The 15,577-nt window shown below is 35.2% G+C and carries 15 protein-coding genes and 1 riboswitch; of the genes, 4 read left to right on the top strand and 11 right to left on the bottom strand.

The genetic code is table 11. The features are described 5' to 3' along the window. Window positions 1-27 precede the first annotated feature (27 nt). The 9 genes from SKM54_RS09850 to SKM54_RS09810 all read right to left on the bottom strand — a co-directional run bounded on the left by SKM54_RS09850 (window position 28) and on the right by SKM54_RS09810 (window position 7,580). Window positions 28-753 (bottom strand): FHA domain-containing protein, encoded by a 726-nt coding sequence (locus tag SKM54_RS09850; RefSeq protein ID WP_321095260.1) that lies wholly within the window; start codon window positions 751-753, stop codon window positions 28-30. A gap of 169 nt (window positions 754-922) precedes the next feature. Then, window positions 923-1,249, bottom strand: a complete 327-nt coding sequence (locus SKM54_RS09845) for an H-NS histone family protein (RefSeq protein ID WP_321087858.1) — start codon at window positions 1,247-1,249, stop codon at window positions 923-925. A gap of 123 nt (window positions 1,250-1,372) precedes the next feature. Then, the gene (locus SKM54_RS09840) at window positions 1,373-1,804 is read right to left on the bottom strand and encodes an acyl-CoA thioesterase (protein ID WP_248103836.1); all 432 of its coding nucleotides are present in this window, start codon (window positions 1,802-1,804) and stop codon (window positions 1,373-1,375) included. A gap of 8 nt (window positions 1,805-1,812) precedes the next feature. Then, window positions 1,813-3,006: a heme biosynthesis protein HemY gene (locus tag SKM54_RS09835; protein WP_321091647.1), complete on the bottom strand. Its 1,194-nt coding sequence runs from the start codon at window positions 3,004-3,006 to the stop codon at window positions 1,813-1,815. 3 nt (window positions 3,007-3,009) lie between these two features. Further along, window positions 3,010-3,831, bottom strand: coding sequence for a hypothetical protein (locus SKM54_RS09830; protein WP_154771958.1), 822 nt, complete (start codon window positions 3,829-3,831; stop codon window positions 3,010-3,012). Beyond that, window positions 3,828-4,607, bottom strand: coding sequence for a uroporphyrinogen-III synthase (locus SKM54_RS09825; RefSeq protein WP_154771957.1), 780 nt, complete (start codon window positions 4,605-4,607; stop codon window positions 3,828-3,830). The genes SKM54_RS09830 and SKM54_RS09825 overlap by 4 nt, the downstream gene beginning before the upstream one ends. Window position 4,608: 1 nt before the next feature. Next, complete coding sequence (gene hemC, locus SKM54_RS09820; RefSeq protein WP_311918149.1) at window positions 4,609-5,526, bottom strand: hydroxymethylbilane synthase; 918 nt, start codon at window positions 5,524-5,526, stop codon at window positions 4,609-4,611. A 108-nt stretch (window positions 5,527-5,634) separates the two neighbouring features. Continuing rightward, window positions 5,635-6,375 (bottom strand): LytR/AlgR family response regulator transcription factor, encoded by a 741-nt coding sequence (locus tag SKM54_RS09815; RefSeq protein ID WP_321095259.1) that lies wholly within the window; start codon window positions 6,373-6,375, stop codon window positions 5,635-5,637. A gap of 50 nt (window positions 6,376-6,425) precedes the next feature. After that, a complete protein-coding gene (locus SKM54_RS09810) occupies window positions 6,426-7,580 on the bottom strand; it encodes a sensor histidine kinase (protein ID WP_321087827.1) in 1,155 nt (384 codons plus the stop codon). On the opposite strand from SKM54_RS09810, the gene argH reads away from it, so the two are divergent. Next, entirely contained in the window at window positions 7,571-9,001 is a 1,431-nt protein-coding gene (gene argH / locus SKM54_RS09805) for an argininosuccinate lyase (RefSeq protein ID WP_171501191.1), read from the top strand. The two genes, SKM54_RS09810 and argH, sit on opposite strands and share 10 nt — an antisense overlap. Before the next feature lie 27 nt (window positions 9,002-9,028). Continuing rightward, entirely contained in the window at window positions 9,029-9,298 is a 270-nt protein-coding gene (locus tag SKM54_RS09800; RefSeq protein ID WP_321087825.1) for an oxidative damage protection protein, read from the top strand. Window positions 9,299-9,787: 489 nt separating this feature from the next. On the opposite strand, the gene phoU is transcribed toward SKM54_RS09800, so the two are convergent. Together phoU and abuO are read right to left on the bottom strand one after the other, a co-directional pair. After that, a complete protein-coding gene (phoU, locus tag SKM54_RS09795; protein WP_321087824.1) occupies window positions 9,788-10,510 on the bottom strand; it encodes a phosphate signaling complex protein PhoU in 723 nt (240 codons plus the stop codon). Between the two features lie 126 nt (window positions 10,511-10,636). Next, window positions 10,637-11,980, bottom strand: coding sequence for a multidrug efflux outer membrane protein AbuO (abuO, locus tag SKM54_RS09790; RefSeq protein ID WP_321095258.1), 1,344 nt, complete (start codon window positions 11,978-11,980; stop codon window positions 10,637-10,639). Between the two features lie 281 nt (window positions 11,981-12,261). On the opposite strand from abuO, the gene SKM54_RS09785 reads away from it, so the two are divergent. Further along, window positions 12,262-13,284 carry a hypothetical protein gene (locus SKM54_RS09785; protein WP_321095257.1) on the top strand — a complete coding sequence of 341 codons (1,023 nt, stop codon included), beginning with the start codon at window positions 12,262-12,264 and terminating at the stop codon, window positions 13,282-13,284. Window positions 13,285-13,386: 102 nt separating this feature from the next. Next, window positions 13,387-13,517: riboswitch (TPP riboswitch) on the top strand. Between the two features lie 92 nt (window positions 13,518-13,609). After that, window positions 13,610-15,505, top strand: coding sequence for a phosphomethylpyrimidine synthase ThiC (gene thiC, locus SKM54_RS09780; protein WP_321095256.1), 1,896 nt, complete (start codon window positions 13,610-13,612; stop codon window positions 15,503-15,505). The last annotated feature ends 72 nt before the right edge of the window (window positions 15,506-15,577 follow it).

The raw sequence follows: 15,577 nt of genomic DNA, 5'->3' as shown, positions 1-15,577 counted from the left end.
TGCCTTCGATTGTATGCTAAACCAACGTTATTTAAACAATACAAATGCAATAATTGCCAAAATAACAATCGCGATAACAGCCACCAAACCAACTGAAGCATTTTTTTGTGCTTCTTTTTCCTCTTCTACGCAAACCGCAGGAATTTCAACTTCACATTCCTCACGTTTCATAGGCGCAGTTAAATCTACATCAGCAGGAATTGGCGCAGGTTTTGGAATACCAACATTTGTTGGCATACCTTCTTTAGTGACTTGAACACTTGCATCACGTGCTTTTAAGTCTGGCATACCCTGCTCATTCATTTGCTGTGCAGGTGTAAGTTCTTCTTGCTTAGCCGCAGTTTCAGATGTCGCAATAGCTTCTGAAGGCTGTTGAATAGCTTGTTTTACTTCTTCTTTATCTGCCACGACAACAGGTTGAAGTTCTACACCTTGCATAAATGTAGGCTTTTCAATTTTTTGCGCTTCTTGTAGTACAGAAAACTTTAAACTTGCAAACTGAACAATATCTTCAGCTTCAATAAGAGTTTCTTCTTCAATACGGACATCGTTTACAAATGTTCCGTTTGAAGATTTCAAATCTTGAAGCCAAAGCTCATTATTTTTCAATAAAAATGCTGCGTGCTTACGTGAAATTTCAGAAGATTGTAAAAGAATATCTGAATCTTGATGACGACCAACCAACATATCACGGTCAATGAGAATCTCTTGCCCTGTGAACTCACCTGTAATGGCCTGCAATTTCCAAGTCATAAAAAGCTACTCAATAGTGATTTTGAATTATAATATCACGCTGAATGATTAAAATAGCTTACGGTTTTATAAACTCAATACAATTTAAAACCATCAAACATAAAAAAACCAAGTTCATTAAACTTGGCTTTTAAAATAAATACTTTTCAGCGCATTATTAATTAAAAAATTAGATAAGAAAATCTTCTAATTTTGCACCTTTTTCAAGTTGTGCAACTAACCAACGAGGTTGTTTACCACGACCAGTCCAAGTTTCTTCAGTATTACCCTTATTACGGTATCTAGGTTCTACTGCTTTACGTGTGCCTTTTTTACGTTTAACAGAGCCAAACTCAACAATCTGGTCTACAGATAAACCAACACTTTCAGCAATTGCTAAAATTTGATTATATGCATCTTCTATTGCTTGATCTTTTTTAGATGCAATTAAAGCTTCAGCTTCAAGCTGTAAACGTTTTAACTGTTCAACAGACATATTACTAATATCTGGCATTATAAACTCCAATTTCTGAATATTGATTTTATTAATTAACTCGACCATATTATTTATATAAATAAAAAAATTCAATCATTTAAAGTCAACAAACTACAATTAAAAACAATTTATTATTTCTCCAATTTACTCAATTAGATGATTAATCTCATTTTCTAATTGCTTAATTTTATCTTTAATATAAGTGGGTATTTGTACTTTTTTCATATCATTTTTATTTACACATACAATTACAGCCTCACCCGTTGCAACGATATTACTCAGCTTTTCACTCCAAATAGAATAATGCATTCTAAATGCACTATTTCTTATTTCATCTACACGCGCGCCTATTTTTAAACGATCTGGATATAATACAGGTTGAATATATTTACATTGATTTGATGCAACAACTGTATAAATATCTTGCTCAAAAATATTTAATTTATCCAAATAACATAATCGAGCACTTTCAATATATCGATAATAAATTACATTATTAACATGCCCAAAAGCATCCATATCACCCCAAGCAACTTGTTGCTCATATATCACGGGATAATCTTTAAGTGCAGTCATTATTCACCTTATATTTTAATTGCTACATGATTCGCATTATTCTCAAAAATCAAATTAAGCTGCTGAACTAAATGATCTTGATCTTTTAAAGTCGATTTAATTCTTAAATAGTTCATTAACACATGATCAGGATAAAGTGTTAATAATTGCTCTGCTTCTGCAAAACGACCTTGCTCTTGGAAAACATGCCATTTCACAAAACTTAATACAGGCAATGCAGGATATTTCGCTTCCCAATATTCAATTTTTTGTTCAATCGTTGCATAATCTGGGTTCTGCTTTAATACTTGCTGCTGGAACCATAAGTAGAAAACTTCCTGATCAAATTGAGTCCCTAACAAATATTCTGCAAGCTCTTCATGCTGTTCACTTAGCTCTGGTAAGCGTGAAAGTACTTTTAACCAAAGCACATTCACCTCATAACTTTTTTCAGAGATATTATTAGATAAAGCCAAATAACGTTGCTTTAAATCTTCTAAATTATCAAAACTTGCTTGATCAAACTGTTTAAGTAACTGCTTTAACCAGTCAACTTTTTTATCGATATTTAAATGACCATATTTGGTTGAGCGTAAATAATTCCACGGAAATGCAACTGCAAAAGCGCCCCATAAATCTTGTAATGTGCGCTCATACGAGTTTTTAACATCATTTAACCAAGGTGATAATTCATGCTGATTTAAGAACTCAAGATGCGTTAGCGCCTTCTCAGCATCATTCTGTGCCAAGTAAATACGGATGCGTTGAATTTCCGCCAACTCAAATGCCATTGCATTGGTTTGTTCTAACGATATAAGTGCCTGAGGTAAATTGCCTTGTACATATTCAAGTTGAGAATCAATAACACCCTGCAATAAACCTGAATTTGAAAATACAGTTTGAATGAAATCTTTCTGATCAATTTCCGCATCTAAAAGCGAAATAACAGCCAATTGCTCATATGGATGCAAGTTTTTAAAGTCAAAAATAACTTCATTTTTACGCTTTTCACGCATCAAGTATCTCTTACTTAGCACCCATAATATTTGTATAAATAAACTGGTTAAAATTGTTAAAAAGAAAATAACCCAAGTATTGGTTTGTATTTGTAAGTCACGCCAATAAATATAAACATAACCTGCACCATAGCCATAATTTAATAGGCTCAAAATGGCAGTAAAAATTAAAATAATAAGTGCATAAGCAAGAACAACTGTTTTCATAACTTAGCCCATTAATGCTCGAGTACTTAATACAGGAACTGGAATAGAGGTCATTCCATCAAGCATTTTAATTTGTTGAACAATTTGTTTAGCAACCTGATCTGGTAATTGCTCTAGCAACTGAATAATATCGGTTAATTCTTGATGATATTGAACAAATTGACCTTGAGATAATGCTTCACGTGCAATAAGTAATCTTAACTGTGCTTCTTTTAAAATTACTGAGCGCTGCATTAATTGCTGTGCTGGTTTTTTAGTAGATTCAACAAAAAACCATTTTTGCCAAAAGTATCCATTTTCAGGCTGTGAAATCGTTAAATTCGGTTGAATAATTTCTTGTTTAAGCTCTGAATTTAACTTCAAAATTAACTGATTAATTTGCTGTTGTTGTGCATCACTATTTATTACATATTGCTTAATCGTTTGTACGTCTTTATTAATAACTTGATGCAAACTATTTTTTAATGATGGCGCTAAAACATAATCATTAATTTGTTGATTAAGTACCAATAATTTCTCTACTGCATAATGATATTGATGCTGTCTTAATGCAAATTCAACCAAATTTAATTGCTGTTTAATCATATCATTCGGCTGAATATGCGTATCAACATCGGTTGTTTTTTTAGATTCAATAGAATTGCTTTCATTCGGTTCACGCTTAATTGCCACTAACTGATCATTTAAGCTCGAATTTGTTTTTTCTAACTTATTAACCACTTGCTGCAATTGAATTTGCTGTTCCGATATTTTATATACGTCATAACTTAATTTAGCGACTACAGCCAAAATAATTATGAGCACAAAAATATAAAGCTTTTTCATGATTTCCCTTGAGCAACAATAATTTGTTGCATGATTGAATCTATTTTTAAATTGGCTAATTTTGTAATTTTAAAACTAAGCTTATTTTGCTTTTGATCATTAAGTAACAATTGAAATAATCGCTCCCCAAGTACCCAATAATCAGCTTTATTTAGAATATCACGATTATTTTGAATTAATTCAATCCAATTTAACCAACTTGCCTCACTACTCACCACCATTTTATAACTTGGTGATTGTATTAACCGCTGTTTTATTGTTTCTATATCTTGCTTAGACTGCTCAGGACATTGACGTTCATACAAAATAAAATTAAGAACCTTATGCCCTTCTGACATTAAAGTATCCATCATAAATTGACGACCACCTTCACCACGCCAAAATGCAATCTCAGTTTGAGCATCTAAAGATTTTAAAACCGATAAATTCAGCATACCTTCCGATGTTTCAACATCTGGAATAAAGCTTTCAACACCATAGTCCAGCAAACTTTCAGCAGTCTTTTGACCTACAGCAATCCATTTCAAATGTGCTAAATCAGCCAATTGAATATCTAATTGTTTTAGATATTTCATGCCAATTTCAACAGCAGTTGGACTCACTACTACAATAACTTTTGCAGAGAAAAGTTGCTGATATAAGTACGTTAACTCGCTTGATAAAGGACGTGCAATAAGTTCTAACAATGGAAGTTCAATAACTTCAATAAACTGTTGTTGCAAAGCCACCGTTAATGGCTTTGCACGATCTTGAGGACGGGTATTAATAAAAAGCATATTAATGTAATGCTTTTAAAAGCTCACCTGCACCCAATGCAAGTAATTCTTGAGCCAATTGAACCCCTAGCTTTTCAGCATCTTCAGGCTGACCTTTTAAATTCACTTGAAGTAAGGTTTCACCATCTACGCTACCTACACGACCCTCAATGGTTAATTGACCATCTTGTAATGTCGCATAGCCTGCAATTGGAACTTGGCAACCACCTTCTAAATATGCATTAAATGCACGTTCTGAACGTACACAAACATTCGATTCTTCATGCATTAATGGCAAAATTAAATCTAAGACTGCTTGATCATCTTCACGACATTCCAGACCTAATGCACCCTGTCCAACGGCTGGTAAACTCACAACTGGATCAAGTGTATGACGAATTCGATCTGCTAATTCCAAACGCTTTAAACCTGCACTTGCAAGAATAATTGCATCGTAATTGCCCGCATCTAATTTAGATAAACGTGTACCTACGTTGCCACGTAAATCAATAATTTCTAAATCTGGACGTGCTTTTAAAATTTGGCATTTACGACGTAAGCTAGATGTTCCAACTTTTGCACCTTGCGGTAAATCATCAAAGCTTGCATAAGTATTTGAAACAAAAGCATCTAGAGGATCTTCACGTTCACAAATCACTGCAAGCGTTAAACCTTCAGGCAATGCCATTGGAACATCTTTCATTGAATGTACAGCAAGGTCTGCTCGACCATCTAATAATGCAGCTTCTAATTCTTTTACAAATAAACCTTTACCACCAATTTTTGCCAGTGGCGTATCTAAAATTTTGTCGCCTTGCGTAACGAAAGTTACAAGTTCAACGGTTAAATCTGCATGTAACGCCTCTAAACGCGCACGAATATGTTCTGCTTGCCATAAAGCAAGTGGGCTTTGTCGAGTTGCAATTTTAAGGGTTTTCATTATGCCAGCTTAAATAAATGATTGAGTATGCATGTAAACTTAACTTGAAATCTTAAAAATGCAAGTAAATTGAACTTTTGCTTGTGTCAAAATTTATATTTAAGCCAATTAAATTTTTTGTAGACGCTCTCTTAAAAGCGGTAAATGTCGACGACTTACGGATAATTTTTCTTCCAAGCCATGACATCTCACTTGATATTGCCCTGAACTCACAAGCTCCAAACCGCTCAAAAAGTTAACAGAAACCAAGGCATTACGATGAATTCGAATAAATTCATCACCAAACTCTTGCTCTAAATCTTTCAAAGTTTCATCAATAAGAACACTGCCATTCTTATGACGAACGGTGACATACTTTTGATCTGCTAGAAAATAATAAATATTTTCCACAGGAATTAGCTCTACACCTCGAAAGGTCTTCGCCACGATTTGTGTGCGCTGATTATTTAATTCTTCCATATTTTCTTTTTGTTTTATGTTACTCAGCTGAGCTTGAGTAAGCTTGGTTAATTGATCTAACACCAGTTGTAAATCTTGTTTTAGCACAGGTTTGAGCAAATATCCATCTGCTTGAGATTTAAAAGCATTTAGTGCGTACTCATCATATGCCGTACAAAAAACAATCGCAGGCATTAAACCCAATTCACGTAAACGCTTTGCACAGGTTAAGCCATCCATTTCTGGCATTTGAATATCAAGTAAAATAACGTCTGGAGAGTAAATTTGTGTAAGTTCAATGGCTTCTTGACCATGTGATGCAGTCGCAACAACTTTATGCCCAAGCTGTTCAACTAATTTTGATAATCTTTGTACTGCTAAAGATTCATCATCACAAATCAATATATCCATACATTCATCTACCCAATTAATTTTCCAAAATTTAAGAAACCTGAAACGTATTATTTGTATCTGTACTGAACCACTGTTGTGTATATTTGATTGCTTGAAAATGTTCTAAATGTCACAGAACTTCCATAATAGGCTTGCAAGCGCTGTTTAATATTTTTTATTGCTATCCCATGACTTTGACGCTGTGCAACATCATTAATTATAAAGGGATTTGTCACCACTATATTGACATGATTATCTAAAACTTCAACCAATATACTAATGGTGCTTTTGGCTAAAATTTTCTCTACACCATGAAAAATACTATTTTCAAGTAGTGGCTGTAAAGTCAGCAGTGGAATTTGTGTTTGATTGAAAAGCTGCTTATTTTCAAATTTCCAATCTACATTTAACCGATCACCTAAGCGAATTTGTTCTATTTCTAAGTATTTTTGGCAAAGTTCAATTTCATCAGCCAAACTCACAAGCTTGAGTTCTTGCAAACTTGCACGAAATAATCGAGATAAATTTAAAAGCATTTGCTCTGCTTTATCTGGATCTATTGCAATTAAACTAATAACGTTGTTTAAACTATTAAATAAAAAGTGAGGATGTATACGTGCTTGTAAGGCATCTACTCTTGAGCGTAATTCACTGTTCTGCTGTTGCACCCATTGTTCACGTACATATAAATATCTAAAGCAAAATGCGCCAAGCAATATGCCATAACCCAAGTGCAAACCAATATTATCGAATAAGACATCCAAGCTCAAATTTTCTAAGCCAAGGTTTTCACCTAAATGTATAAAGAAATTAAGACCAACACTTGTCGAAAAGACAATCAATTGCAACAACAAAAAACCCATAACAAATGATTGTGCCAAATGCACTTTTATAAGCGTTTTCTGAAAGTATTCAACCAAAGTAACAAAGCACAAAAGTACCCAATCGATATAAAGCACATATTGAATAAAACGCTCAAAGCTTAGCCCTGACCATCCCTGTGCTTCTGCCAAGACCAAAACCAATGCCAATAAAACACTGCCAATAAATAATTCAATTAAATATTGCCAACGACCTATTTTCGTTAAAAAATAGATTGAATGATTTTCCCCCTGCATATGTGCAAAAGTTTGATCGACTTGTTTTTCGGTAACTGTTTCCGAATTTGCTATACTACTTTGCATATTATCGCTTTTTATTCTATTGAGCCGACATGACCACATCTTCTAATTCCTCAAATCCGTCACAAACCCAAACATCGGGTATGTGGGGCGGTCGTTTCTCTGAAGCTACTGATGCATTTGTTGCTGAATTTACAGCATCTGTTCAATTTGACCAACGCTTTTATAAACAAGATATTGCAGGTTCTATTGCACATGCAACTATGCTTGCAAAAGTTGGCGTTTTAACTGAACAAGAACGTGATGACATTATTAATGGTTTAACCACTATTAAATCTGAAATTGAAGCGGGCAACTTTGAGTGGCGCATCGATTTAGAAGATGTTCACATGAACATTGAATCTCGTTTAACTCAGCGTATCGGTATTACGGGTAAGAAACTGCATACAGGTCGTAGCCGTAATGACCAAGTTGCAACTGACATCCGTTTATATGTACGTGATGAAATTGATGCGATTTTACAATTACTCGAAAAATTGCAAAAAGGTATTTTGAGCTTAGCGGCTAAAAACACCAATACAATTATGCCTGGTTTTACACATCTTCAAACTGCACAGCCTGTGACTTTTGGTCACCATTTAATGGCTTGGTTTGAAATGTTAGTACGTGACTCTGAGCGTTTAATTGACTGCCGTAAACGTGTAAATCGTTTACCGCTTGGTTCTGCTGCGCTTGCAGGTACAACGTATCCAATCGAACGTGAATACACTGCTGAACTTTTAGGTTTTGAAGCAGTTTGTGAAAACTCACTTGATGCAGTTTCTGACCGTGATTTTGGTATTGAATTCAATGCTGCTGCATCTTTAATTATGATGCATTTATCACGTATGTCTGAAGAAATGATTCTTTGGACTTCGGCTCAGTTCAAATTTGTGAATATTCCTGACCGTTTCTGCACTGGCTCATCAATCATGCCACAAAAGAAAAATCCAGATGTTCCTGAATTAATTCGTGGTAAAACTGGTCGTGTTTATGGTGACTTAATGAGCTTATTAACGCTTATGAAAGGTCAACCATTGGCTTACAACAAAGACAACCAAGAAGATAAAGAACCATTATTCGATGCAATTGATACGGTTCGTGGTTCTCTTATGGCATTTGCCGACATGATTCCTGCATTGGTTCCAAACATTGAAATCATGCGTGAAGCTGCGCTTCGTGGTTTCTCTACTGCAACTGACCTTGCTGACTACTTAGTGAAAAATGGCGTTGCTTTCCGTGATGCCCATGAAATTGTAGGTAAAGCTGTTGCGCTTGGTGTTCAAGAAGGCAAAGACTTATCTGAATTAACATTAGAACAGCTTCAACAGTTCTCTGACTTAATTCAAGCAGATGTATTTGAAAAAGCTTTAACACTTGAAGCATCTGTAAATGCACGTAACCACATTGGCGGTACAGCTCCTGCGCAAGTAGAAGCTGCAATTGCTCGTGCATATACTCGCTTAGAAAGCCTTTACGCTTAAATTTTACGTTTAATTCGGAGTATTGATATGTCTCGACAAGTATTTTGCCGTAAGTATCAACAAGAAATGGAAGCTTTAGATTTTGCACCTTTTCCAGGTGCAAAGGGTCAAGAATTATTTGACACGGTTTCTAAACAAGCTTGGCAAGAATGGTTGAAGCACCAAACGACACTTATTAACGAAAAGCGTTTAAATGTGTTTGAACCAGATGCTAAAAAGTTTCTTGAAGAACAACGTGAAAAATTCTTCAATAATGATGAAACTCTAGAAAAAGCTGAAGGTCTAAAGCCTGAGTAATTTTTAGAGCATCGCTCTAAAATTACGCAAGACAAACACCGAAGGTGTGCGTAGGCTTTAATCTGAAAAGAATCTCCAAATTTGGGGATTCTTTTTATTAACTTATTAAGGCATAAGAAAAATGGATAAAAATCACACTAATCTTAGAACCAAAGAAAAGTCTTTAAATATTTATACCACCTAGAAATTAACGTATATTTTTAACTTAGATAAACAATAAATCCATAAAAACAATATGTGTTTTTTCTGTAATTATCAACAACTTCTGTTTATAAAACATTACATTAGAACACAATAAACCACATGATTTATGTTTAGCTCTTTCCTATAATAAATCTCATAGACAGTATCTATCTCCATTGATACTGTACTAATTTTAGTCTCAGACTTCCCCCAAAGTCTGGGATTTTTTTTATTCTTTTTTTAATCATTATAAAAAAGCCTCTAAATAACTAGAGGCCTTAAAAGTGTACTAAATAATTTTTAAAATTACTTTTCCTGTACTTTTTCTTCAATTTCTTTAACGTCTGTATGGCGTACGTCTAGACCTTTCACCATATAAATCACTTGCTCAGAAATATTCCGTGCATGGTCACCAATACGTTCCAATGAACGTAATACCCACATAACGTTCATAACACGTGAAATATGGCGCGGATCTTCCATCATATAGGTCATTAATGTACGCATTGCAGATTGGTATTCACGGTCAATATCGGCATCTGCCAATAAAACACGTAATGCTTGGTCTACATCTAAACGTGCAAAAGCATCTAATGCATCATGAATCATAATACGAACTTGATTACCAATATGGCGAGTTTCCATATAACCACGTGGAGAACCACCTTCTTCACATAAATTTTGCGCAATACGTGCAATTTTTGCTGCTTCATCACCAATACGCTCTAAATCTGTATTGGCTTTAGACATTGCAATGACCATACGCAAATCAATTGCAGCAGGATGGCGTCTAGCTAAAATTAAAGTTAATGCTTCATCAATTTCAGTTTCATATCGATTCACAACATTGTCTTGAAATTGTGTTTCAATTGCTAAGCTAGCATCTGTATCAAGTAATGCACGAATTGCACTTGCGACCTGTTGTTCAACTAAGCCGCCCATCGTCATAAATTTTGTATTTACATCTCTTAATTCTTCGTTAAATTGAGAAGAAATATGATGATTCAGCACAGGATTGGTTGGACTCAAGGAATATACTCCACGACAACAGACTTATAAATTTATAATGAACAATATTAAAGCACATCAATGATGAACTTTTTATGACAAAGCACATCATCTTTTAGACTTATTTAAATCGCCTAAATTTCAAAATTATTTTGCAATCAGCCAAGCATTCATTTCTTTCAGCACTTGCTCATTTAACTGCCCTACAGATGCCTTGAGCCTTAAGACATTTACTACATAATCATACTTTGCATTTAAATAATCTTGCTTTGTCGAAAATGCATTTCGCTGTGCCAAAAGTACATCAACCATGGTTTTTAAGCCTTCGTTATATTGCGCTTTCGATGCGTTTGACACAATTTCTGAAGATTCCATTGCCGCTTTTCTTGCTTCTAGTTTCGCTTGGTCAGTTTCAACTTGTAAATACGATTTTTTAACATCTGTATTGGCTTTTAAAATGGCAGCATCTAATTGAGCCTGTGCTTTTTTTGCATTTACTGCTGCTTTTTGCACATTCTTTTTGACACGTCCACCGCTAAAAATATTCCAGTTTACTTCCACGCCAATTTGATCAAACTCACCATTTTGAGACATTAAACTTTCTGGACTTTGCTTGTTATATCCATAAGTTCCGACTGCTTCAATTTGAGGATACTTTGCAGCGCGCTCAACACGCACACCATCTTCGGCATATTGATATTGCAAACGTGCTTGTTGCACATTTAAATTTTGACGTTGTGCTAAGTCTGTCCAATCTTGAAGCTTTTCAGGAATCGGTTTTTGAAACTTAAAATCATCTCGAAGAACAGCTAAATTTTCACGATACAGCCCAATCAGTTGTGACAATTGTTCTTGCGCTAAAACCAATTGAACATGCGTTGAAATTCGATTTGCACGTGCATTTTGATATTGTGCATTGGCTTCACTCACATCACTTTTTGCAACTAATCCTTCTTTTAGTTTGGCATTCATCATATTGAGTTGTTCAAGCAAAGCTTTTTCTTCTTGTAAATATGCGGCTGTTAAAGCTTGTTGCCTAAGCACATTAAAATAAGATTCAGACACATTTAAAATATGATCTTGCTGCTGAACTTTTAACGTTACTTCACTTAAATTTACCGAGGTTTTAACCTGTTTCAGCCCTTCCCAAGCATCCCATCTAAACAATGGTTGTCTTGCTGTAATTGAGGCTTGTCGCGTAGTTGAAGATGATGACATCAAATTATCTGAATTTACTTCGGGTGCGCCAGGTATAGAAATGCTATTCATGTCCTGACTTTTTCTTGTGATATTTCCAGATAATGTAACGGTTGGTAGCAAGTTACCTTTTGCCAAACCTAAATTTAGTTGATCTGCTTCATATTGGAGAACATTTGCTTGCCAATTTGGATCTGAATTTTTAGCACGATCGTAAGCGCTTACCAAATCTAAAGCATTTACCCACGGGCTTATGACAGCAAGAGATAAAAAGCATAAAAAGTTTTTCTTCATTGTATTGTTTAAACCCTTACGAAATTTAGTCTAGTTGCCAATAACATCTTGTATTCAATCAATAACATCACAATTTTGAAAGCTTAAACATCCTTTTTATGTATATTTTTCATTTATTTTCAAATCTAGACAGGCTTTCACACTCAATTACTACAGCAACAACATTTGTTACGTTCACATGCACATACTTACCAAACCAACTCATAAATCCACAATCATTCTTCATGTTTCAAAGCTAAGATTGTTTCAGTTAGTTTTATATTCTTTATGCAAGAGTTATAGTGAAATATAAAGTTTTTTACATCGCAATTATTTTAAGTACTTTGGGCTTTATGCTTAGTTTAGTTGCATGTCAAAAATCTGCTCCTCCACCTATAAGTGCCGAAGAAAAAAACGAGGCTCCAGTACAACTAGACTTGACCCATTTATGTGAAAATTTAAGCAAAGAAATGAAAGAGGTTGATAATACACGTACTACTTTTGCACTTGAACAAATCAATCATGATTTAAAAATTTGTATTCCATTGGTCGATCTAAAACAACAAATGCACTTAATGCATTTGAGCAACCAAATGTACAATAATTTTTTAACCGTTAAACGCACATCAAAAGAACAAAAAGCCTTTGAAAGCCATGCTTTAAATATGGCTCAATATCCAACTATTCAACAAAGCCATCATCAAGAATTTAGTTTAAGAGACCAATATTTACTTAAACATAAAGGTCAAGCTTATGTTGAGCTTCATGAAAATGCCCAACAAGAATTAGTTTATAGACGAAATCCGCAATATCTTGCTCGAATTTTCGCACCTTACTTACCTCAAGCAGAGCGAGTATTTATAGAGAATCTAGCTCAACAAAACATGCAAAACCTATTTTATAATCAAGATATTACTATCGATGCAAATGAGTTATTAGAACGTGCTTTATTTTGGGAGGACTATGTAAATAAGTATCCTAAAAGCCAATTCATTAAAGAAGCTCAATATTTATATCAAGCGTACAGTCAGCTTTTGTTTAAAGGTGTGTCGGTTAATCCTGTTTCCGAATCATATCTAGGTGAATCCTCAATTAAAAGCGATCATTTATCTGCAATAGAAAAGCTATCAAAATTAAATAAATCTCAACTTTCAAATCAAGCAAGACGCTTCCTCAGTTTTATTCAAATGAATCTAAATGAAAGAACAAAATTAACAGGTTTTGAACATCCAAGTGCTCAACTCAATCAATATTTAAAACTCAAATCTGTTCAATTGAATCAACCATTCGATTGCTTTTCAGATGCGATTTGCTACAAAAATTAATCTCATTTTCAACCTTTATATCCACGCATCAATCCATTCATCAAAAGCAGTTGAAGATTAAACGAGCACTGTTTTTCCTTCAGCTTCATGCTAATATCCTCGCATCGCTTGACGGAGCGCGAGTAAAAACTCGCTGAGATCATCTAAATAAAGCCCAAAGCTTTTGTTTGAAGATGAGTACCGTTGAACCTGATCAGGTTAATACCTGCGTAGGAATCAAGCCCATCTAAAAACTTAGCCTCAATTTATCTAAATTTTACAAGATAAAACCGCCACGTTTTTGGTCGTGCTTGATTCGTTGATGTCATTCATAAGGATCATTGCAATGAACCAATTAACGAATCTCACTGCTTCTGAAATTTCGGCTCAACATGAGCAAGATGCAAAAGATTTAACTCGAATTTTACCTGCTTCTAAAAAAGTTTATATCCAAGGTTCACGCCCAGACATTCAAGTTCCCATGCGTGAAATTGAACTTACGGATACACCAACAGGCTTAGGCGGTGAAAAAAATCCACCTCTCATGGTGTATGACACTTCTGGCGTTTATACCGATCCAAACGTAACGATTGACCTTAAAACAGGTTTACCTAGTGTTCGTGAAGCATGGATTGAAGAGCGCGGAGATACCGAACGTTTAGAAACACTAACATCTCAATTTGGTCAAGAACGCTTAAAAGATATTCGTACTGCTGATATTCGTTTTGCAGATATTCAAAAACCAAGACGTGCCAAAGCAGGCAAAAATGTCACGCAAATGCATTATGCAAAACAAGGCATTATCACACCTGAAATGGAATACATTGCCATTCGAGAAAACCAAAGACAACGTGATGGCGTAGATATGCGCCAACATGCAGGGCAAAATTTTGGTGCGCAAAATTTACGTGAAATTACACCTGAATTTGTACGTCAAGAAGTCGCTTCTGGTCGTGCCATTATTCCTGCAAACATTAATCATCCTGAATGTGAACCGATGATTATTGGACGTAATTTCCTTGTGAAAATTAATGCCAATATTGGTAACTCTGCACTTGGTTCAAGCATTGATGAAGAAGTTGCCAAAATGACGTGGGCAACACGTTGGGGCGCAGACACCATCATGGATTTATCTACAGGTAAAAACATTCATGAAACACGTGAATGGATTATTCGAAATGCACCCGTCCCTATTGGTACTGTACCTATTTATCAAGCACTCGAAAAAGTAAATGGCGTTGCTGAAGACTTAACTTGGGAAATTTTTAAAGACACACTCATTGAGCAAGCCGAACAAGGTGTCGATTACTTCACCATTCATGCGGGCGTACTTTTAAGATACGTACCTCAAACAGCCAATCGCCTCACAGGAATTGTTTCTCGTGGCGGTTCAATTATGGCGCAGTGGTGTTTGGCACATCATAAAGAAAACTTCCTATATACGCATTTCGATGAAATTTGCGAAATTATGAAAGCTTATGATGTTTCTTTTAGTTTAGGAGATGGCTTACGCCCCGGATGTGTTCAAGATGCCAATGATGAAGCACAATTTAATGAACTCAGAACTTTAGGTGAATTAACGCATAAAGCTTGGGAGCATGATGTTCAAGTGATTATTGAAGGTCCGGGTCATGTGCCAATGCATATGATTAAAGAAAATATGGACTTGCAACTTGAAGTTTGCAAAGAAGCACCCTTTTATACACTTGGACCATTAACGACCGATATAGCTCCAGGTTATGACCACATTACCTCTGCCATTGGTGCGGCAATGATTGGTTGGTACGGCACCGCAATGCTTTGTTATGTCACGCCCAAAGAACATTTAGGCTTACCAAACAAGAAAGATGTAAAAGACGGCATCATCACCTACAAAATTGCAGCTCATGCCGCTGACCTTGCAAAAGGACATCCGGGGTCTCAAGCACGTGATAATGCTCTTTCAAAAGCACGTTTTGAATTTAGATGGGAAGATCAGTTTAACTTAAGTTTAGATCCTGACACTGCACGTAGTATGCACGATGAAACCATGCCAAAAGAAGCACATAAATCTGCACACTTTTGCTCTATGTGTGGACCTAAATTTTGTTCGATGAAAATCACCCAAAATGTGAGAGAGTATGCTCAAAATCAAAATGCTGAGATTAATTCCGATCAAAACAGTCAAGAAATTGAAACTGGTCTCAAAGCCATGAGTGACGCGTATTTGGAACAAGGACAAAAGTTGTACCATAAAGTGTAAATGATCAGAAAACTGTTTGTATTCATCAAAAACTCAGTTAGGATGAAATAAGATTTTATTTATCCTAATGAA

Origin of the sequence: Acinetobacter faecalis, assembly GCF_034187745.1 — a bacterium.
In the GTDB taxonomy this organism is placed as follows: domain Bacteria; phylum Pseudomonadota; class Gammaproteobacteria; order Pseudomonadales; family Moraxellaceae; genus Acinetobacter; species Acinetobacter faecalis.
Note: the sequence above shows the minus strand (reverse complement) of the source record. Positions and strands in the feature narration are given on the sequence as shown.